Raw genomic sequence first — 18,107 nt, forward strand, 5'->3', positions numbered from 1 at the left:
GATCAGGGGGCGAGACAGTCGGGTACGACGCTCGTGGTGGGGGTACCAGTTTCTGCATGGCGGCGGCTGTGCGGTTGCGACCACCCCTGGGCGTCGTACTCGCGCCGGTCGGCGTTCTCCGGACCAGTGGGGGTTTTCAGTGGTTCGCATCCGAGTACTGGTCGTCGACGACCACCGCATCTTCGCCGAGTCGCTCGCGGCGGCCCTGGCCGCCGAGCCCGACGTCGACGTCTCCGCCGCGGGCAGCGGCCCGGCCGCACTGCGCAGCCTGGAGCGCGCGGTGGCCGAGGGGCGCCGCTACGACGTGCTGCTCGTCGACGCCGACCTGGGGGGCAGCGTGCCGGGCGTACGGCCCGCCGTGCCGGTCCAGGAGGTGGGCGAGGACGGCCTCGTCGACGGGATATCGCTCGTCGCCGGGGTGCGTTCGGCGCAGCCGGGCGTGCGGATCGTGGTCCTGGCGGAGAAGGACGACCCGCGCCGGGCCGCGCTCGCCCTGCAGGCCGGGGCGTCCGGCTGGGTGGCCAAGGACTGCTCGCTGTCCCGGCTGCTGACCGTCATACGAGGGGTGCTGCGCGAGGAGACCCATCTCCCGCCGGCCCTGCTCACCGGCGTACTGCGCGAGCTGACCGCCGCGCGCAAGCACCGCACCGAGAGCGAGCGGCTCGTGGAGTCGCTCACCCCGCGCGAGCGGGAGGTCCTGCGGTGCATGGTGGCGGGCCTGGGGCGCAAGGCCGTCGCCGAGCGCCTGTACCTCTCCCCGCACACCGTCCGCACCCACATGCAGAACGTCCTGGGCAAGCTGGGCGTGCACAGCACCCTGGCAGCGGTGGCGCTCGCGCGCCGGGCGGGGGTCGGGCCGGTGGACCTGGCCGGGGACGTGGTGGAGCGGGGCGGCCGGCTGGCGTAGGGGCCGGGGGGCGCTTTTCAGCCTGGTTCAGCCTGGCTCAGCCCGGGATGTTGTCGAACGGCGCCGTCAGCTGCCGCAGCAGCCCGGCGAGTTCACCGCGCTGGGCCCGGGAGAGTTCCGCGAGGATCGCGCGCTCCTGGTCCAGCAGACCGGCCAGCGCCTGGTCCGCGCGGTCGCGGCCCTCGTCGGTGAGGCGGACCAGCACCCCGCGTCGGTCGCTCGGGTCGGGGAGGCGCTCGACCAGGCCCTTCTTCGCCAGCCGGTCGATGCGGTTGGTCATCGTGCCGGACGTGACCAGGGTCTGCGTCAGCAACTGCCCCGGCGAGAGCTGGTACGGCGTTCCCGCGCGCCGCAGCGCCGTCAGGACGTCGAACTCCCAGGGCTCCAGGCTGTGCTCGGCGAAGGCCAGCCGGCGGGCGCGGTCCAGGTGCCGGGCCAGTCTGCTGACCCGGCTGAGCACTTCGAGTGGTTCCACGTCGAGGTCCGGGCGCTCCCGGCGCCACGCTGCGACCAGTCGATCGACCTCGTCCTCCATGACGATCAGTGTAGTGGTTGTGTCGACGTGAAGTCTCTTGAAGTCAAGTCTCTTGACGTCGAGAGAAATCGGGTAGGAGAGTGGAGGACATGACCTCACCCGTACCCGTGTGGGACCCCGCCCAGTACCTGCGCCACGCCGACCACCGGGCCCGCCCCTTCACCGACCTCCTCGCCCGGGTCCCCGACCCGCCCTCCCGGGCGCCCCGCATCGCCGACCTCGGCTGCGGACCGGGCAACGTCACCGCCGTACTCGCCGAGCGTTGGCCCACCGCCCGCATCACCGGCTACGACAACTCCCCGCAGATGCTCGCCGACGCTCGCGCCCACGCCGGACCCGGCCTCGACTTCGCCCACGCCGACGTCCGGACCTGGACGCCCACCGAGCCGTACGACCTGATCATCAGCAACGCCACGCTCCAGTGGGTCCCCGGGCACGCGGACCGCTTCGCCGACTGGATCGACGGGCTCACCCCCGGCGGCACCCTCGCCTTCCAGGTCCCCGGCAACTTCGACTCCCCGAGCCACCGCCTCATGCGCGAACTCGCCCACCGCCACGGCCTCACCGACGCCCTGCGCCACGACGGCGCCGTCCTCACCCCCGAGGCCTACCTCGACCGGCTGACCGCCCTCGGCTGCACGACGGACGCCTGGGAAACCACGTACATCCATCTCCTGCCCGGCGAGGACCCGGTCCTGGACTGGGTGAAGGGCACCGGACTGCGCCCGGTCCTGACCGCGCTCGCGGACGACCCCGAGGCCAGGGAGGCATTCCTGGACGACTACCGGACGGCCCTGCGCGCCGCCTACCCGAAGGGCCCGCACGGCACCCCGTTCCCGTTCCGCCGCATCTTCGCCGTAGCGCGGAAGGAGGCGTGATGATCACGGCCGTGGACCATGTCCAGCTCGCGGCGCCGCCCGGTTCGGAGGACCGGCTGCGGGCGTACTACGTCGGCGTCCTCGGCCTGACCGAGCTGCCGAAGCCGCCCGCCTTCGCCGCGCGCGGCGGCTGCTGGTTCCGGACCGGGGCCGTCCAGCTGCACCTGGGGATCGAGAACGGATTCCGTCCCGCACGCAAGGCCCATCCCGGGCTGCGGGTCACGGGCATCGAGGAGTACGCCGCCCGCCTCGCCGCCCGGGGCGCGCCCGTCACCTGGGACGACACCCTCCCCGGCTACCGGCGCTTCTACTCCGAGGACCCGGTGGGCAACCGACTGGAGTTCCTGGAACCGGCGCCGGTCACAGCGCCAGCAGCCTCCTGACCTCCGCGTGCGGGATGCCCCCCGCGAGCGTGCCCTCGGCCTTGCGCCGCTCGTAGTCGGCGACGGCGAGGTCGTCTTCGAGGTCCTCGACGAACCGCGGCGACACCAGCAGGGCGACCACCCTTCCGGCCTCGGTCAGGGCGACCGGCCCGCGGTCGCCGAATCAGCTCTTGCGTCGCCCTATCAGGTGCGGTTTCGCCTCCAGGCCGTCCAGGCCGTGCCAGGCCAGGTTCACCAGGTGGGCCGCGACCTCCGCCTTCTTCGGGCGGCGGACGTCCAGCCACCACTGGCCGGTCAGGGCGACCATGCCGACCAGGGCCTGGGCGTAGAGCGGGGCCAGCTTGGGATCGAAGCCGCGGCTCTTGAACTCGCGGCCCAGGATGTCCTCCACCTGGGTCGCGATGTCCGAGATGAGCGAGGCGAAGGAGCCCGTCGACTGCGGAATGGGGGAGTCGCGGACCAGGATGCGGAAGCCGTCCGTGTACTCCTCGATGTAGTCGAGGAGGGCGAAGGCGGCCTGCTCGCACAGCTCTCGCGGGTGGCCGGCCGTCAGGGAGCTGGTCACCATGTCCAGCAGCCGCCGCATCTCGCGGTCCACCACCACCGCGTACAGCCCCTCCTTGCCGCCGAAGTGCTCGTACACCACCGGCTTGGACACCCCGGCCTTCGCCGCGATCTCCTCCACCGACGTACCCTCGAAGCCCTTCGCGGCGAACAGCGTGCGGCCGATCTCCAGCAGCTGGGCACGCCGCTCGGCGCCCGTCATACGAGTGCGACGGGCGCGCCGCGGCTTGTCATTGCTCGGGGTGCTGCTGGAGTCGGTCGCCACGGCGTCCATCATGCCGCCTTCGCGGCCTCCGTCCCGCTCGGGGAGCCCTCTTCGCCGGTGTTCCGGCGCGAATCGATACGCGAGCGTGACGGCCAGCGCACGTCGTACGCCCAGCCGAGCCGCTCGCACCAGCGGATGATCCGGGCCGAGGAGTCCAGCTGACCGCGCTCCACACCGTGCCGCGCCGAGGTCGGGTCGGCGTGGTGCAGGTTGTGCCAGGACTCGCCGCACGACAGCACCGCCAGCCACCACACGTTGCCCGAACGGTCACGCGACTTGAACGGCCGCTTGCCGACCGCGTGACAGATCGAGTTGATCGACCAGGTGACGTGGTGGAGCAGCGCCACCCGGACCAGCGAGCCCCAGAAGAACGCCGTGAACGCACCCCACCAGGACCAGGTGACCAGACCGCCGATCAGCGGCGGCAGCGCCAGCGACAGAACCGTCCAGAAGATGAACTGACGCGAGATCGCCCGCAGCGCCGGGTCCTTGATCAGATCCGGGGCGTACTTGTCCTGCGGGGTCTGCTCCTCGTCGAACATCCAGCCGATGTGCGCCCACCACAACCCCTTGAGCAGCGCGGGAACCGACTCGCCGTACTTCCACGGCGAATGCGGGTCGCCCTCGGCGTCGGAGAACTTGTGGTGCTTGCGGTGGTCGGCGACCCAGCGGACCAGAGGACCCTCGACCGCCATCGAACCCGCGATCGCCAGCGCGATCTTCAGTGGACGCTTCGCCTTGAAGGAGCCATGGGTGAAGTGACGGTGGAAACCGATCGTGATGCCGTGGCAGCCCAGGTAGTAGAAGAACACCAGCAGGCCGAGGTCGAGCCAGCTCACGCCCCAGCCCCAGGCCAGCGGCACCGCCGCGAGCAGCGCCAGGAACGGCACGGCGATGAAGAGGAGCAGCGTGATCTGTTCGATCGACCGCTTCTGCTCGCCGCCCAGCGTGGCGGAGGGGGTAGTGGTGTCGTCGGTCGCCTTCGGGGCGTCTTCGATCACATCGGAGCTCGTGGTCATGGGCGTCCCCTGTGGGGTCGAGGGTTGAGGCAGGTGCCGGGCCGGAACCGCGCGCCTTTTCCTACGGTCCCGTAACCTACGGCGACGTAAGTATGGCAGCGTGTCGCCCCGCGGCAAGAGCCCGTGAGCCTGCGCGTCCGACCGGACACCTATCCTTGGAGTCGGTCGGACAGCGCGGTCCGCTCTGAATTCCTTCCCGGATGCCCGGCCCGTATGCGGCACCCGCCGCGCGAGACGGACTACGGGTTCCCCTCCCAGACGAGCTTCAACACTGCAAGGAGCCGCACCTGTGAGCAGTGCCGACGACCAGACCACGACCAGCAGTGAGCTGCGCGCCGACATCAGGCGCCTCGGTGACCTCCTCGGCGAGACCCTCGTCCGGCAGGAAGGTCCCGAGCTGCTCGACCTGGTCGAGAGGGTGCGCCGACTGACCCGCGAGGACGGCGAGGCCGCCGCCGAGCTGCTGCGCGGCACCGAACTGGACACCGCGGCCAAGCTGGTCCGCGCGTTCTCCACCTACTTCCACCTCGCCAACGTCACCGAGCAGGTGCACCGCGGCCGCGAGCTGCGCGCCAAGCGTGCCGCCGAGGGCGGCCTCCTCGCCCGCACCGCCGACCGCCTCAAGGACGCCGACCCCGAGCACCTGCGCGAGACGGTCAAGAACCTCAACGTCCGCCCGGTCTTCACCGCTCACCCCACCGAGGCCGCCCGCCGGTCGGTACTGAACAAGCTCCGGCGCATCGCGGCCCTCCTGGAGACCCCGGTCATCGAGTCCGACCGCCGCCGCTACGACACCCGACTGGCCGAGAACATCGACCTCGTCTGGCAGACCGACGAACTGCGCGTCGTACGCCCCGAGCCCGCCGACGAGGCCCGCAACGCCATCTACTACCTCGACGAACTGCACGCCGGCGCCGTCGGCGACGTCCTGGAGGACCTCACCGCCGAACTGGAGCGCGTCGGCGTCACGCTGCCCGACGACACCCGCCCGCTCACCTTCGGCACCTGGATCGGCGGCGACCGCGACGGCAACCCCAACGTCACCCCCCAGGTCACCTGGGACGTGCTGATCCTCCAGCACGAGCACGGCATCAACGACGCCCTGGAGATGATCGACGAGCTGCGCGGCTTCCTGTCGAACTCCATCCGCTACTCCGGCGCCACCGAGGAACTGCTCCAGTCGCTCCAGGCCGACCTGGAGGCACTGCCCGAGATCAGCCCCCGCTACAAGCGCCTCAACGCCGAGGAGCCCTACCGGCTCAAGGCCACCTGCATCCGCCAGAAGCTGGAGAACACCAAGCAGCGCCTGGCCAAGGGCACCCCGCACGAGGACGGCCGCGACTACCTCGGCACCGCCGAACTCCTGCGCGACCTCACGCTCATCCAGACCTCCCTGCGCGAACACCGCGGCGGCCTCTTCGCCGAGGGCCGGATGAACCGCACCATCCGCACGCTGGCCGCCTTCGGCCTCCAGCTCGCGACGATGGACGTACGCGAGCACGCCGACGCCCACCACCACGCCCTCGGCCAGCTCTTCGACCGCCTCGGCGAGGAGTCCTGGCGCTACGCCGACATGCCCCGCGACTACCGCGCCAAGCTCCTCGCCAAGGAACTGCGCTCCCGCCGCCCCCTCGCCCCCACCCCGGCACCCGTGGACGCGGCCGGCGAGAAGACCCTCGGCGTCTTCCAGACGGTCAAGCGCGCCCTGGAAGTCTTCGGACCCGAGGTCATCGAGTCGTACATCATCTCGATGTGCCAGGGCGCCGACGACGTCTTCGCCGCCACCGTGCTCGCCCGCGAGGCCGGCCTGATCGACCTGCACGCCGGCTGGGCGAAGATCGGCATCGTCCCGCTGCTGGAGACCACCGACGAACTCAAGGCCGCCGACACCATCCTGGAGGACATGCTCTCCGACCCGTCCTACCGGCGTCTGGTGGCGCTGCGGGGCGACGTCCAGGAGGTCATGCTCGGCTACTCCGACTCCTCCAAGTTCGGCGGCATCACCACCTCCCAGTGGGAGATCCACCGCGCCCAGCGCCGACTGCGCGACGTCGCGCACCGCTACGGCGTGCGCCTGCGCCTCTTCCACGGCCGCGGCGGCACCGTCGGCCGCGGCGGCGGCCCCTCGCACGACGCCATCCTCGCCCAGCCCTGGGGCACCCTGGAAGGCGAGATCAAGGTGACCGAGCAGGGCGAGGTCATCTCCGACAAGTACCTGGTGCCCTCCCTCGCCCGGGAGAACCTGGAACTCACGGTCGCCGCCACCCTCCAGGCGTCCGCCCTGCACACCGCCCCCCGCCAGTCCGACGAGGCCCTCGCCCGCTGGGACGCCGCCATGGACGTCGTCTCCGACGCCGCCCACGCCGCCTACCGCAGACTCGTCGAGGACCCCGACCTGCCGAACTACTTCCTCGCCTCGACACCGGTGGACCAGCTCGCCGACCTGCACCTGGGCTCGCGGCCCTCCCGCCGCCCCGGCTCCGGCGTCTCCCTCGACGGCCTGCGCGCCATCCCGTGGGTGTTCGGCTGGACCCAGTCCCGCCAGATCGTCCCCGGCTGGTTCGGCGTCGGCTCCGGCCTGAAGGCGCTGCGCGAGGCAGGCCTGGACACCGTGCTCGACGAGATGCACGAGCAGTGGCACTTCTTCCGCAACTTCATCTCCAACGTCGAGATGACGCTCGCCAAGACCGACCTGCGCATCGCCGCCCACTACGTCGAGACCCTCGTCCCGGCCGAACTCCAGCACGTCTTCGACACCATCAAGGCCGAGCACGAGCTGACCGTCCGCGAGGTCCTCAAGGTCACCGGCGAACAGGAACTGCTGGACGCCACCCCCGCCCTCCGGCAGACCTTCACCATCCGTGACGCCTACCTCGACCCGATCTCCTACCTCCAGGTCGCCCTCCTCAAGCGCCAGCGCGACGCGGCCGCCGCGGGCGAGGAACCCGACCCGCTCCTGTCCCGCGCCCTGCTCCTCACGGTCAACGGCGTCGCGGCAGGCCTGCGCAACACCGGCTGAACCGACCGCGAACGCGAAGAAGGGCGGTGCCCCCGAACTCGTACGAGCTCGGGGGCACCGCCCCTTTACCGTGACCGGTCAGGCCTTGCTGCGGCGGCGGAAGACCAGGTAGCCGCCGGCCGCGAGGAGCGCCGCGGCGGCCGCCGACAGCAGACCCACCGGGGCGCCGTTGCCGGTCTCGGCGAGATCGCCCCCGGCGCCTCCCTGCGCGGACGGCGAGGAGGACGGGGCCACCTCCTCACCGGCGGACGGGCCCGGGGACGCGGCCGGGGACTCGCCCTCGCCGGCCGGCGCCGACTCCGACGGTGTCACCGCCGACTCCGACGGCGTCACGCCGGGCTCGCCCGCTTCCTCGGACTCCTCGGGCTCCTCGGGCTCCTCGCAATCCGTCCAGAACACCTTGTGCTTGGCCGACCCGTGCTCGCCCTCGAAGTTCCAGAACAGCTTGTAGTGGCCGTCCGGCAGGGTCATGTCGTCCGTACGGCCGTGGCCCTCGGCGTCCAGGACGAACGCGCCGGACTTCACCGTCTCGCCCTTGACGTCGGCGGTCGGCGCCCAGGCCTCGATGCGCCAGCCGACCTGCTGCCCGGCGTCGAAGCCGAAGGCGTCCAGATAGAACTCGCAGACGTGGGGCTCGTTCTTGCGCAGCTCCTCGCCGGTCGTGGCGTCGTGAATCTTCACGGTGCCGTTGTCTCCGGGGGCTGTGGCGTGTGCGGCGGGGGAGACGAGCAGCGCCGCGGCGGCGACGGCGGACACAGCGCCGGCGCGAGTGAGGGTTCGCATGAGCAGTCCATCTTCGAGAAGCGAAAGGGAAGATGTGGAGGGGGCAGTTCAGCATTCTGGCTGCCGCAACCCCAGGTCAATCACGAACCGGGAACAAACAGAACCCTCACAGACACCCCACGCCCCAGCAGCCACACACCGCTCACAACGCCACAAAGGCCGCCGTGAGCAAGGCCGTTCCGCCACCCGCCAGCACCCACGCGGCCCGGGTCCGCCGCAGCCCGCCCGCCACCACCACCGACGCCAGCAGCATCGCCCCGCCCAGCGGCACCCACGCGTACAGGACCCCGGCAGGACCCGAACGCACCACGTCATCGCTGCCCGGCTTGATCACCACCGTGTACGTCCGCCCCTCACGGACGGCCGCCGACCGCTCCACGACCACCCGGTCACGCGGCTGAGAACCCGGCGAGACAGGCTCGTAGGGGCCGGTGCACACCTCCTCGCCGCACCGCGCCACCCGCACGGTGCCGCTCTCCCGCCCCTTGGTGAGCATGACGTGCTGCGCCGTCCCCCACGACGCCCACACACCCGCGATCAGAATCAGCGCCGCGACCGTCCCCCATCAGCGCGGCACGCCCGAAGCGCAGCGCGGTCAGGGCGCCCGGACGGGACAGGACGGCAGAAGGCATGGCCGCGATCCTTGGCCATCGACTAACCGAAAGTCAATGTGGCCCGGTAACCGAACGCCCATGCGCCCCGCGCGGAAACCGGAAGCAACCCCTACGAGTTGTACGTCCCCTGCGCCCGCTCCAGACCCTCGATCACCAGACACTCCACCGCATCCGCCGCACGGTCCACGAAGTAGTCCAACTCCTTGCGCTCCGCCGACGAGAAGTCCCGCAACACAAAGTCCGCCACCGGCATCCGCCCCGGCGGCCGCCCGATCCCGAACCGCACCCGGTGATAGTCCGAACCCATCGCCTTCGTCATCGACTTCAGACCGTTGTGCCCGTTGTCGCCGCCGCCCAGCTTCAACCGCAACGTGCCGTAATCGATGTCCAGCTCGTCATGGACCGCCACGATGTTCCCCACCGGCACCTTGTAGAAGTCCCGCAGCGCGTTCACCGGACCCCCCGACAGATTCATGAACGACATCGGCTTCACCAGGATCACCCGCCGGTTCAACGGCCCCGGCGGCCCCACCCGACCCTCCACGACCTGCGCCTGCGCCTTGCCCGCCCGCTTGAACCTCGCCCCCATCCGCTGCGCCAGCAGATCCGCCACCATGAAACCGACGTTGTGCCGGTTCATCGCGTACTCGGGCCCCGGATTACCGAGACCGGCGATCAGCCAGGGAGCACTCGGGTCGGTCGTCACGTCCATATCTCCTTGATACGCGCCAGCCGCCGCCCCCCGAAGGAAGCAGCGGCTGACAGAACGAAAACAGCAGGGGGAGGATCAGGCCTCCGCGGCCTCGTCCCCGGCGGCCTCGCCCGCGGCGGACTCCTCGGCCTGCGCGGCCAGCACCTGAAGGACGACAGCGTCCTCCTCGACAGCCAGCGTCACACCGGCGGGCAGCTTGATGTCCTTGGCCAGGACCGAGGCGCCGGCCTCCAGGCCCGCCACCGACACCGTGACGGCCTCGGGGATGTGCGTGGCCTCGGCCTCGACCGGAAGCGCGTTCAGCACGTGCTCCAGCAGGTTGCCGCCCGCCGCCAGCTCACCCTCGGTGTGCACCGGGATCTCGACGTTGACCTTCTCGCCACGCTTGACCAGCAGCAGGTCGACGTGCTCCAGGAAACCCTTCAGCGGGTCACGCTGCACGGCCTTCGGAATCGCCAGCTCGTTGGTCTTGCCGTCGATGTCCAGGGAGATCAGGACGTTCGGCGTACGCAGCGCCAGCAGCAGGTCGTGGCCCGGCAGCGTCAGGTGCAGCGGGTCCGCACCGTGGCCGTACAGGACACCGGGAACCTTGTTGTCACGACGGATACGGCGCGCGGCACCCTTGCCGAACTCGGTGCGCGTCTCAGCGGCGAGCTTCACCTCGGACATGGCATTCACTCCTCGTATGGGTGAGAAACGGACAGGGTCACCCGGCCACGAACGGCCTGCTACGAAGAGCGCGTCGATAACGGACAGCCGCACCGCAATGAGTACGGCCTCCCTCGCCGAGCAACCCGGGCAGTCTACTCGGCGAAGGAGGCCGCGGAAAAATCGATCAAGCAGGGGCCGCTGACCGCCCCGGCAGGACCTACTGCTCGTCGAACAGGCTCGTCACCGAACCGTCCTCGAACACCTCGCGCACCGCACGGGCAATCGTCGGAGCGATCGACAGCACCGTCAGCTTGTCCAGATCGCCCGCCAGCTCACCCGGCGTCGGCAGCGTGTTCGTGAACACGAACTCACTCACCCGAGAATTCTTCAACCGGTCCGCCGCCGGACCCGACAGCACACCGTGCGTCGCCGTCACGATGACATCCTCCGCACCGTGCGCGAACAACGCGTCCGCCGCCGCACAGATCGTGCCACCGGTGTCGATCATGTCGTCCACCAGCACACACACCCGGCCCCTGACCTCACCCACGACCTCGTGGACGGTCACCTGGTTCGCCACGTCCTTGTCACGACGCTTGTGCACGATCGCCAGCGGCGCACCCAACCGGTCGCACCAACGGTCGGCCACCCGCACCCGGCCCGCGTCCGGCGACACCACCGTCAGCTTGTCCTTGTCGACCTTCTTGCCGACATAGTCCGCCAGCAGCGGCAGCGCGAACAGATGATCCACCGGACCGTCGAAGAAACCCTGGATCTGGTCCGTGTGCAGATCGACCGTGAGAATCCGGTCCGCACCCGCCGTCTTCATCAGATCCGCGATCAGCCGCGCCGAGATCGGCTCACGCCCACGGTGCTTCTTGTCCTGCCGCGCATAACCGTAGAACGGCACGATCACCGTGATCGACCGCGCCGACGCACGCTTCAACGCGTCGATCATGATCAACTGCTCCATGATCCACTTGTTGATCGGAGCCGTGTGGCTCTGCATCAGGAAGCAGTCCGCCCCACGAGCAGACTCCTGATACCGCACATAGATCTCACCGTTGGCGAAATCGAAGGCCTTCGTCGGGACGACCCCGACACCCAGCTGGTGGGCGACCTCCTCGGCAAGCTCGGGGTGGGCGCGGCCGGAGAAGAACATCATCTTCTTCTCGCCGGTCGTCTTGATCCCGGTCACAGCACTGTCTCCTCAGAGGTGTCTCAGCTGGATGTCGAGAGGCCGCACCAGCCCGTCCCGGCTGGTACGAGCGGCGTCTCAGCTGGTTGGTGCGGATGTGCACTTATCACGGTACGCCGTCCCAGACGCACCTGTTTCCAGTCAGCCTTCGCCTTCCGGCTCCCGGGACGCCGCCTCGGCCGCCTTCGCCGCCGCGCTCCCCGGACGCTTACGAGCCACCCAACCCTCGATATTCCGCTGCTGGCCACGGGCCACGGCCAACGAACCGGGCGGCACATCCTTCGTGATCACAGAGCCGGCGGCGGTGTAAGCACCGTCCCCGACCGTGACAGGCGCCACAAACATGTTGTCCGAACCCGTCCGACAGTGCGACCCGACCGTGGTGTGGTGTTTGTCCTGTCCGTCATAGTTCACGAAGACACTGGCAGCCCCGATGTTCGAGTACTCACCGATCGTCGCGTCACCGACATACGACAGATGCGGAACCTTCGTCCCCTCACCGATGACCGCGTTCTTCGTCTCCACGTACGTACCGATCTTGCCCTTCGCACCCAGCCGCGTCCCCGGACGCAAATACGCGAACGGCCCCACAGACGCCCCCGGGCCCACCTCGGCACCCTCCGCCACCGTGTTGTCCACCCGCGCCCCCGCACCCACCCGGGTGTCCCTCAACCGCGAATTCGGCCCCACCTCGGCACCCTCACCGACATGCGTGGCCCCCTCGAGCTGCGTCCCCGGCAGCACCACGGCGTCCTGCCCGAACGTCACCGTGACATCGACCCACGTCGTCGCCGGGTCCACCACGGTCACACCGGCCAGCATCGCCCGCGTCAGCAACCGGTCATTGAGAATCCGCCGCGCCTCGCTCAACTGCACCCGGTTGTTGATCCCGGCGATCTCACGGTGATCGCCCGCGACCGACGCACCCACCCTGTGCCCGGCCTCACGCAGAATCCCGAGCACGTCGGTGAGGTACTCCTCGCCCTGGCTGTTGTCGGTACGCACCTTGCCGAGCGCATCCGCGAGCAACTGCCCGTCGAACGCGAACACCCCGGAATTGATCTCCCGGATCGCCCGCTGCGACTCCGACGCGTCCTTGTGCTCCACGATCTCCGTCACGGCACCGGAGACACCGTCCCGCACGATCCGCCCGTACCCGGTCGCATCCGGCACCTCCGCCGTCAGCACCGTCACCGCGTTGCCGTCGGCGGAATGCGTCGCGGCCAGCGCCTTCAGCGTGTCCCCGGTCAACAGCGGCGTGTCCCCGCACACCACGACCACGGTCCCGTCGATGCCGCCACCGAGCTCCTCCAGAGCCATCCGCACGGCATGCCCCGTACCGTTCTGCTCCGCCTGCACCGCGGTACGCACGTCGGAGTCGGTCTCGGTCAGGTGCGCGGTGACCTGCTCGCGGGCGTGACCCACGACCACGACCAGGTTCTCCGGCCGCAACTCACGCGCGGCGGCGAGCACATGACCCACGAGGCTGCGACCGCAGATCTCGTGCAGAACCTTCGGTGTGGCCGACTTCATACGGGTGCCCTCACCCGCTGCGAGAACGACGACGGCTGCCGGGCGAATGGCGCTCACGGGGTTGCCCTTCGGCTTTTGGGATGGGGTGGGGTGGACATCCGCAGGATACCGGGGCGTTTCTTGGGGGACATGGGAGCGGGTCCTGACCCGGTTGGGTCAGGACCCGAACTAAGCTCCCCCGCCAGGACTCGAACCTGAAATACATCATCCAAAGTGACGTGTGTTGCCAATTACACCACGGGGGAATAAACCCGGCTAATCGGACATCGTGCCGACCTGCCGAGTGGCTCCCAACACTATGCCGTACCAAGAGCCCTCGATGCGACGGTACAAGTCGGCTCCGTTCAGGACCTTGATCACCAGGCAGCCGCGGTAGGTCTCTCCGGTGTTCTTGCGAACCGTCTTGGGGTTGTGCTTCTTCAGGGTCGTCTTGTTGAACGCTGAGCGGTCGGTGCCGACGAGGTCCGCCCAGTACTGCTCCGCTGCCGCCACGTCGGCGTTCTCGTGGATCATGACGGCGAACCGAAGGCGATCGCGCTCGACTTCGAGCAGGTCGAGCCAGGCCAGGAAGACCTCGATCATGCCTGGGTCGCTGTTGACGAAGGCGACGCTCTCGCGACGGTCGTAGGGCTTGTCCTTGCCGCCCTCGGCCCAGTAGAGGCTCACGCCCACGAGGAAGAGCTCCCGGGGTGAGAGCTTGCCGATCGCCTGCTTGGCGGCCTCCTTGGTGCGCCGCCGCTCCTCGTCCCGTACCGCCAGCTCGTGCTCCCAGCGTTTCCGTGATGCCAGCTTCGCCTGCTCCGTCGGATCGCGTCGCTCAGGCTTGGGCAGATCCCGTACCCACAGCGAGATCGAACTCTTCGAGCACCCCAGCTCCACCTGGATCTGGTCGTACGTCCAGCCCTGGAGGCGTAGCTCCCTCGCCCTGCCCCGCAGGTCGTCCTTGGCGTTCGGGCGCCGCGTCCATTGCGGAGGGGGTTCGCCCTCCAGGAGGCGGTTGAGGATGTCGTTGTTGTCGACGTGGAGTCGGTCGCGGATCTGGCGTCGGCTGAGTCCTGCGCGTCGCAGCGCCACCGCCCGCTCGCGCAGGCCCTCGAAATCGGCGTACTTGCCGTGTGGATGTGCCATGGGCATACCGTCGGGGCGGAATTGGATCTTCCGGGGTCGAGCGGTGAGCGATTCAGCAGTTCGAGGGATATCGGGGTGTTTCGCTCCCGGCGGATCATGGGGTGTGGTGTAGGCCAGTCCGGGAAACTCACCGGAAAAGCCGTGCCGGGCGCCCGTAGGCTGGAGGCATGACCACGACGGGGGAAGAGCGCGCCGAGGCCCGGACCGGGGCTGGGCCGTGGTGGTGGGACAGGTGGCGCAGTGCGGTGCTGGACGTGGGTCTGGCGGTGGTGTCCGCGCTGGAGTGCGGGGTGGAGGGGTTCGACTTCGCGGGTGACGCGGGGGTTCCGCGGCTCGCGGGGGTGCTCTTCGGGGTGCTGGCGGGTTCGGTGCTGGTGCTGCGGCGGCGGTGGCCGATCGCGGTGGTGCTGGTGTCGATCGCGGTGATGCCGGCCCAGATGGGTTTCCTGATGGTCGTCGTCGGCCTGTACACGCTGGCGGCGTCGGAGCTGCCTCGGCGGATCATCGCGGCGCTTGCGGGGATGGCGCAGGTCGGGATGTTGATCGTGACGTTCGTGTGGCTGCGTCAGGGGGTGGCGCAGGGGGAGTTGGAGTTCGGGGACTGGTTCGTGCCGTTCGGTGCGATCACGACGTCGTTGGGGTTCACGGCGCCTCCGTTGTTGCTGGGTCTGTATGTGGGTGCGCGGCGGCGGTTGATGGAGTCGTTGCGGGAGCGGGCGGACAGTCTGGAGCGGGAGCTTCAGTTGCTTGCGGAGCGGGCCGAGGAGCGGGCGGAGTGGGCGCGGGGTGAGGAGCGGACCCGGATCGCGCGGGAGATGCATGACGTCGTTGCGCATCGGGTGAGTCTGATGGTGGTGCATGCGGCGGCGTTGCAGGCCGTGGCGCGCAAGGATCCGGAGAAGGCGGTGAAGAACGCGGCGCTGGTGGGGGACATGGGGCGGCAGGCGTTGACGGAGCTGCGGGAGATGCTCGGGGTGCTGCGGTCCGGTGACGGTGTTGCGGAGCGGCGTGCGGTGGTGCCGTTGGCGGCGGTGGGGGTGGCGGCTGCGGAGGCGGCGTCGCGGGTTGTGGCGGACGAGGGGGCGGCGGAGGGGCCGTGTCTGTCGGAGCTGGAGGAGTTGGTGGGGCAGTCGGCTGCGGCGGGTATGACGGTGGATCTGTCGGTGGAGGGGGAGGTGCGGCCGTATGCGCGGGAGGTGGAGCAGACGGCGTACCGGGTGGTGCAGGAGGCGTTGACGAACGTTCACAAGCATGCGGCGGGGGCGAAGACGTACGTGCGGTTGGCGCATCGGGTGTCGGAGATCGCGATGCAGGTGGAGAACGAGCCGCCGCCGGAGGTGTCGTCGGCGTCGTCGGCGCGGTTGCCGTCGGGGGGTAACGGTCTGGTGGGGATGAAGGAACGTGTCGCCGCGTTGGGTGGGGTGTTTGTGTCGGGGCCGACGGATGCGGGGGGTTTCCGGGTGTCGGCGGTGATTCCGGCGGGGTGAGCCCTGTGGCGGGGTGAGCTCCGTGGGGGTGTGGGCGGGTCAGCCTGCGGTGAGTCGTACGGGCTGGGTGCCTGCGACGAGTGTGGCGAGGGCGTGGTCGAGGTCGGGGCCGAGGTACCAGTCGCCGGTGTGGTCGAGGGCGTAGACGCGGCCTTCGGTGTCGACGGCGAGGAGGGCCTGGGTGTCGGTTTCGGCGCCGAGGGGGCAGATGTCGGTGTCGAGGGCGCGGCCGAGGTCGCCGAGGGTGCGGGCCATGTGGAGGCCGTGCAGCGGGTCGAGGTGGAGGGCGGCGGGGGCGACTTGGCGGCCGGGGCCGGTGGGGGTGATGTGCAGTCCGCCGAGTTCGGCCCAGGCTTCTACGGCGGCGGGGAAGACGGTGTGGCGGTGGCCGGCGGGTGAGGTGTGCTCGCGGAGGGTGTCGGCCCAGACCTCGGCCTGCTTGATGTCCCAGCGTCCGGGTTGCCAGCCGGCGGCGCGCAGGGCGGCGTCGACGGGGACGGGGAAGCGGGTGGAGGAGGTGCGGTCGGTGTGCATCTGCCCTTGTTCGTCGAGGTGCGGGGGGTCGGGGGCCGGGGGGGGGAGGGGGTCAGTCGTCGGTTGATGTGGGGTCGACGATGTGGACGCCGAAGTGGGCGCTGAGGGCGGTGCAGGCGCGGCAGGGGGTGGCGAAGCTGCCGTGGAGGGGGTCGCCGTCCTCGCGGATGCGGCGGGTGGTGAGTTTGGCCTGTTTGAGGGCTTTGCGGGCTTCGCCGTTGGTCATGGGTTTGCGGGCGGCGCGTTTGCTGCGGGCTGCGTCGGCGGCGGCGATGTGGCGGGAGATCAGGATGGTCTCGGCGCAGCGGCCGGTGAAGCGGTCGCGTTGGGTGCTGGTGAGGGTGTCGAGGAAGTCCTGGACGAGTGGGTGCAGCGGGGGTGGTTCCTCGCCGCGGGCGGCGGTGCCGGTGAGGGTGGCGCCGCGGACGGAGAGGGCGGCGGCGATGGTGGGGAGTATGCCGTCGCGGCGGTGGTGGAGGGTGGGGGTGTGGGGTGTGTCGGTGGCGCTCCAGCCGATGCGGGGGTCTCCGGTGGTGCCGGTTGGTTGGCCTCGGTGTGGCCCCGTCTGCGTCGCGTTCATGATCATCATCCCCTCCCGAGCATCCCCCCGGACGACACAGAGTGCCAAATGTCGTGGCTGGTGCGGAAGCTGGGGCGGTGCGACACGCCCGGTCCGGGCGGGCTGTTACGGCGGGGTGACGGCTGGTCACGGAAGCGGAGGGCCGCTGACCGGTGCCCGGTGACCTGTCTCGTCGTACCGCATAGGCTGTCGGCACCGCGATCCATGCGGTTGACGCGTGGAGACAGTCGATACGGGGCGTAGTGGCCGAGGGTGGTCATTGCGTGCCGTACCAGAATGCCGCAGGGGGCAACCGCCATGACGACAGGTCGGCTCGGGCTGGGGGCACCTCCCGGCCGCCAGGCCGGGGGACAAGCCGTGCCGCCGAACGCGGCCTATGCCGGGCAGGTCGTGCACTTCCCGGATCCGGTTCGGGCGGCCCGTCACCCGAGAGGGGTGCGGGTGGACGAGCGCGGTTTTCCCGATTTCTCGCCGTATGCGCGGGCGGCTGCGGAGATCGCGGATCCTCCGGAGGGTTTCGGGGTCGACGAGCTGCGTCTGACGGACTACGTGTCGGCGAACGCGGCGCTCGCGGCGTCGGGACATGAGTTGTGGGACACGGTTCCCTCGGTGGCGACGCCGCACGGCTGGACGTGGCATCACGTGGCGGGTGCGCGGCGGCTGGAGCTGGTTCCGGTTGAGGTGAAGGCGTTGTTGCGGCATCACGGTGGTGTGGCGACGGCGGGGGTGGACCAGGGCAAGCGGGGGACGCGGCCGTTGCAGGAGACGCGTCCGGCGCACTTCGGTCTGCCGAAGTCGGGTGTGGCGGTGAGCGAGTCGCAGGTGCTGGGGGTCGAGGAGGATCTCGGCTACCGGTTGCCGGGTGCGTACCGGTCGTTCCTGAAGGCGGCGGGTGGTTGTGCGCCGGTGGGTACGGCGCTGGACGCGGAGTTGGGGCTGCTGATCGACCAGCCGTTCTTCACGGTGCGGGACGAGGCGGCGGTCAATGACCTGGTCTATGTGAACAAGTGTCTGCGTGACCATCTGACGAAGGACTATCTGGGCGTGGGTTTTGTCCAGGGTGGTCTGCTCGCGGTGAAGGTGAAGGGCGAGCGGATGGGGTCGGTGTGGTTCTGTGCCTACGACGATGCCCGTGACGTCGATCCTTCGTGGGCGCCGGCGGAGCGTGTGGAGCGGTTGCTGATGCCGTGCGGTGAGGACTTCGATGTGTTCCTGTCGCGGTTGGCGGGCAGTCCGCCGGAGCTGGAGACGGTGGCGAATCTGATGGTGGACGGCGGGTTCGCGCGGGCTGTGCCCGTTTCGGCCGTGGGGGAGTGA

The 18,107-nt window shown here is 69.9% G+C and carries 18 protein-coding genes, 1 tRNA gene and 1 pseudogene; 6 read left to right on the forward strand and 14 right to left on the reverse strand.

What is annotated here, in order from left to right; translation table 11 throughout:
• The first annotated feature begins 139 nt into the window (after nt 1–139).
• Entirely contained in the window at nt 140–907 is a 768-nt protein-coding gene (locus ICC28_RS19160; RefSeq protein WP_188289836.1) for a LuxR C-terminal-related transcriptional regulator, read from the forward strand.
• A gap of 37 nt (nt 908–944) precedes the next feature.
• On the opposite strand, the gene tamR is transcribed toward ICC28_RS19160, so the two are convergent.
• Nucleotides 945–1,442 carry a MarR family transcriptional regulator TamR gene (tamR, locus tag ICC28_RS19165; RefSeq protein WP_030941878.1) on the reverse strand — a complete coding sequence of 166 codons (498 nt, stop codon included), beginning with the start codon at nt 1,440–1,442 and terminating at the stop codon, nt 945–947.
• A gap of 89 nt (nt 1,443–1,531) precedes the next feature.
• Here tamR and ICC28_RS19170 point away from each other — a divergent pair, with 89 nt between their 5' ends.
• Complete coding sequence (locus tag ICC28_RS19170) at nt 1,532–2,320, forward strand: trans-aconitate 2-methyltransferase (protein ID WP_188289837.1); 789 nt, start codon at nt 1,532–1,534, stop codon at nt 2,318–2,320.
• The gene (locus ICC28_RS19175) at nt 2,320–2,703 is read left to right on the forward strand and encodes a glyoxalase (RefSeq protein WP_188289838.1); all 384 of its coding nucleotides are present in this window, start codon (nt 2,320–2,322) and stop codon (nt 2,701–2,703) included. The genes ICC28_RS19170 and ICC28_RS19175 overlap by 1 nt, the downstream gene beginning before the upstream one ends.
• Here the strand turns inward: ICC28_RS19175 and ICC28_RS19180 are convergent.
• From ICC28_RS19180 to ICC28_RS19190, 3 genes are read right to left on the reverse strand one after another with little or no spacing between them, the layout of a single operon-like run.
• Nucleotides 2,681–2,824, reverse strand: coding sequence for a hypothetical protein (locus ICC28_RS19180; RefSeq protein WP_188289839.1), 144 nt, complete (start codon nt 2,822–2,824; stop codon nt 2,681–2,683). The genes ICC28_RS19175 and ICC28_RS19180 overlap by 23 nt on opposite strands.
• A 42-nt stretch (nt 2,825–2,866) precedes the next feature.
• Nucleotides 2,867–3,544 (reverse strand): TetR/AcrR family transcriptional regulator, encoded by a 678-nt coding sequence (locus ICC28_RS19185; RefSeq protein ID WP_188289840.1) that lies wholly within the window; start codon nt 3,542–3,544, stop codon nt 2,867–2,869.
• Nucleotides 3,541–4,551: an acyl-CoA desaturase gene (locus ICC28_RS19190; protein WP_188289841.1), complete on the reverse strand. Its 1,011-nt coding sequence runs from the start codon at nt 4,549–4,551 to the stop codon at nt 3,541–3,543. Before ICC28_RS19190 ends, ICC28_RS19185 begins: the two co-directional genes overlap by 4 nt.
• 289 nt (nt 4,552–4,840) lie before the next feature.
• On the opposite strand from ICC28_RS19190, the gene ppc reads away from it, so the two are divergent.
• Nucleotides 4,841–7,570 (forward strand): phosphoenolpyruvate carboxylase, encoded by a 2,730-nt coding sequence (ppc, locus tag ICC28_RS19195; protein WP_188289842.1) that lies wholly within the window; start codon nt 4,841–4,843, stop codon nt 7,568–7,570.
• A gap of 78 nt (nt 7,571–7,648) precedes the next feature.
• On the opposite strand, the gene ICC28_RS19200 is transcribed toward ppc, so the two are convergent.
• From ICC28_RS19200 to ICC28_RS19235, 8 genes and pseudogenes are all read right to left on the reverse strand, one after another.
• Nucleotides 7,649–8,353, reverse strand: coding sequence for an LPXTG cell wall anchor domain-containing protein (locus ICC28_RS19200; RefSeq protein ID WP_188289843.1), 705 nt, complete (start codon nt 8,351–8,353; stop codon nt 7,649–7,651).
• Nucleotides 8,354–8,495: 142 nt separating this feature from the next.
• Nucleotides 8,496–8,985: pseudogene (locus tag ICC28_RS19205) on the reverse strand (hypothetical protein).
• 91 nt (nt 8,986–9,076) lie between these two features.
• A complete protein-coding gene (pth, locus tag ICC28_RS19210; RefSeq protein WP_188289844.1) occupies nt 9,077–9,679 on the reverse strand; it encodes an aminoacyl-tRNA hydrolase in 603 nt (200 codons plus the stop codon).
• Nucleotides 9,680–9,754: 75 nt separating this feature from the next.
• A complete protein-coding gene (locus ICC28_RS19215; protein WP_188289845.1) occupies nt 9,755–10,348 on the reverse strand; it encodes a 50S ribosomal protein L25/general stress protein Ctc in 594 nt (197 codons plus the stop codon).
• Between the two features lie 199 nt (nt 10,349–10,547).
• Nucleotides 10,548–11,528, reverse strand: coding sequence for a ribose-phosphate diphosphokinase (locus ICC28_RS19220; RefSeq protein WP_188289846.1), 981 nt, complete (start codon nt 11,526–11,528; stop codon nt 10,548–10,550).
• 141 nt (nt 11,529–11,669) lie between these two features.
• Complete coding sequence (glmU, locus tag ICC28_RS19225) at nt 11,670–13,118, reverse strand: bifunctional UDP-N-acetylglucosamine diphosphorylase/glucosamine-1-phosphate N-acetyltransferase GlmU (RefSeq protein ID WP_188289847.1); 1,449 nt, start codon at nt 13,116–13,118, stop codon at nt 11,670–11,672.
• Nucleotides 13,119–13,234: 116 nt separating this feature from the next.
• Nucleotides 13,235–13,306 (reverse strand) — tRNA-Gln (locus tag ICC28_RS19230).
• 10 nt (nt 13,307–13,316) lie between these two features.
• Nucleotides 13,317–14,189 carry a hypothetical protein gene (locus ICC28_RS19235; protein WP_188289848.1) on the reverse strand — a complete coding sequence of 291 codons (873 nt, stop codon included), beginning with the start codon at nt 14,187–14,189 and terminating at the stop codon, nt 13,317–13,319.
• Nucleotides 14,190–14,356: 167 nt separating this feature from the next.
• On the opposite strand from ICC28_RS19235, the gene ICC28_RS19240 reads away from it, so the two are divergent.
• Nucleotides 14,357–15,676, forward strand: coding sequence for a sensor histidine kinase (locus tag ICC28_RS19240; RefSeq protein WP_188289849.1), 1,320 nt, complete (start codon nt 14,357–14,359; stop codon nt 15,674–15,676).
• Nucleotides 15,677–15,715: 39 nt separating this feature from the next.
• On the opposite strand, the gene ICC28_RS19245 is transcribed toward ICC28_RS19240, so the two are convergent.
• Both ICC28_RS19245 and ICC28_RS19250 read right to left on the reverse strand, forming a co-directional pair.
• Nucleotides 15,716–16,210 carry an SUKH-3 domain-containing protein gene (locus ICC28_RS19245; protein ID WP_188289850.1) on the reverse strand — a complete coding sequence of 165 codons (495 nt, stop codon included), beginning with the start codon at nt 16,208–16,210 and terminating at the stop codon, nt 15,716–15,718.
• 52 nt (nt 16,211–16,262) lie between these two features.
• The gene (locus ICC28_RS19250; protein ID WP_188289851.1) at nt 16,263–16,799 is read right to left on the reverse strand and encodes a YwqJ-related putative deaminase; all 537 of its coding nucleotides are present in this window, start codon (nt 16,797–16,799) and stop codon (nt 16,263–16,265) included.
• Between the two features lie 288 nt (nt 16,800–17,087).
• Here ICC28_RS19250 and ICC28_RS19255 point away from each other — a divergent pair, with 288 nt between their 5' ends.
• The gene (locus ICC28_RS19255; protein WP_188289852.1) at nt 17,088–18,107 is read left to right on the forward strand and encodes an SMI1/KNR4 family protein; all 1,020 of its coding nucleotides are present in this window, start codon (nt 17,088–17,090) and stop codon (nt 18,105–18,107) included.

It is taken from the genome of Streptomyces sp. TRM68416 (assembly GCF_014596915.1).
Lineage (GTDB): Bacteria > Actinomycetota > Actinomycetes > Streptomycetales > Streptomycetaceae > Streptomyces.

Bases quoted from the DNA above. Each gene is read 5' to 3' on its own strand.
- ICC28_RS19190 (WP_188289841.1), bottom strand. From the start codon at position 4,551: ATGACCACGAGCTCCGATGTGATCGAAGACGCCCCGAAGGCGACCGAC.
- ICC28_RS19255 (WP_188289852.1), top strand. From the start codon at position 17,088: ATGACGACAGGTCGGCTCGGGCTGGGGGCACCTCCCGGCCGCCAGGCC.
- ICC28_RS19235 (WP_188289848.1), bottom strand. From the start codon at position 14,189: ATGGCACATCCACACGGCAAGTACGCCGATTTCGAGGGCCTGCGCGAG.
- ICC28_RS19245 (WP_188289850.1), bottom strand. From the start codon at position 16,210: ATGCACACCGACCGCACCTCCTCCACCCGCTTCCCCGTCCCCGTCGAC.
- tamR (WP_030941878.1), bottom strand. From the start codon at position 1,442: ATGGAGGACGAGGTCGATCGACTGGTCGCAGCGTGGCGCCGGGAGCGC.
- ICC28_RS19170 (WP_188289837.1), top strand. From the start codon at position 1,532: ATGACCTCACCCGTACCCGTGTGGGACCCCGCCCAGTACCTGCGCCAC.
- pth (WP_188289844.1), bottom strand. From the start codon at position 9,679: ATGGACGTGACGACCGACCCGAGTGCTCCCTGGCTGATCGCCGGTCTC.
- ICC28_RS19175 (WP_188289838.1), top strand. From the start codon at position 2,320: ATGATCACGGCCGTGGACCATGTCCAGCTCGCGGCGCCGCCCGGTTCG.
- ICC28_RS19250 (WP_188289851.1), bottom strand. From the start codon at position 16,799: ATGATGATCATGAACGCGACGCAGACGGGGCCACACCGAGGCCAACCA.
- ICC28_RS19185 (WP_188289840.1), bottom strand. From the start codon at position 3,544: ATGATGGACGCCGTGGCGACCGACTCCAGCAGCACCCCGAGCAATGAC.
- ICC28_RS19240 (WP_188289849.1), top strand. From the start codon at position 14,357: ATGACCACGACGGGGGAAGAGCGCGCCGAGGCCCGGACCGGGGCTGGG.
- ICC28_RS19200 (WP_188289843.1), bottom strand. From the start codon at position 8,353: ATGCGAACCCTCACTCGCGCCGGCGCTGTGTCCGCCGTCGCCGCCGCG.
- ICC28_RS19215 (WP_188289845.1), bottom strand. From the start codon at position 10,348: ATGTCCGAGGTGAAGCTCGCCGCTGAGACGCGCACCGAGTTCGGCAAG.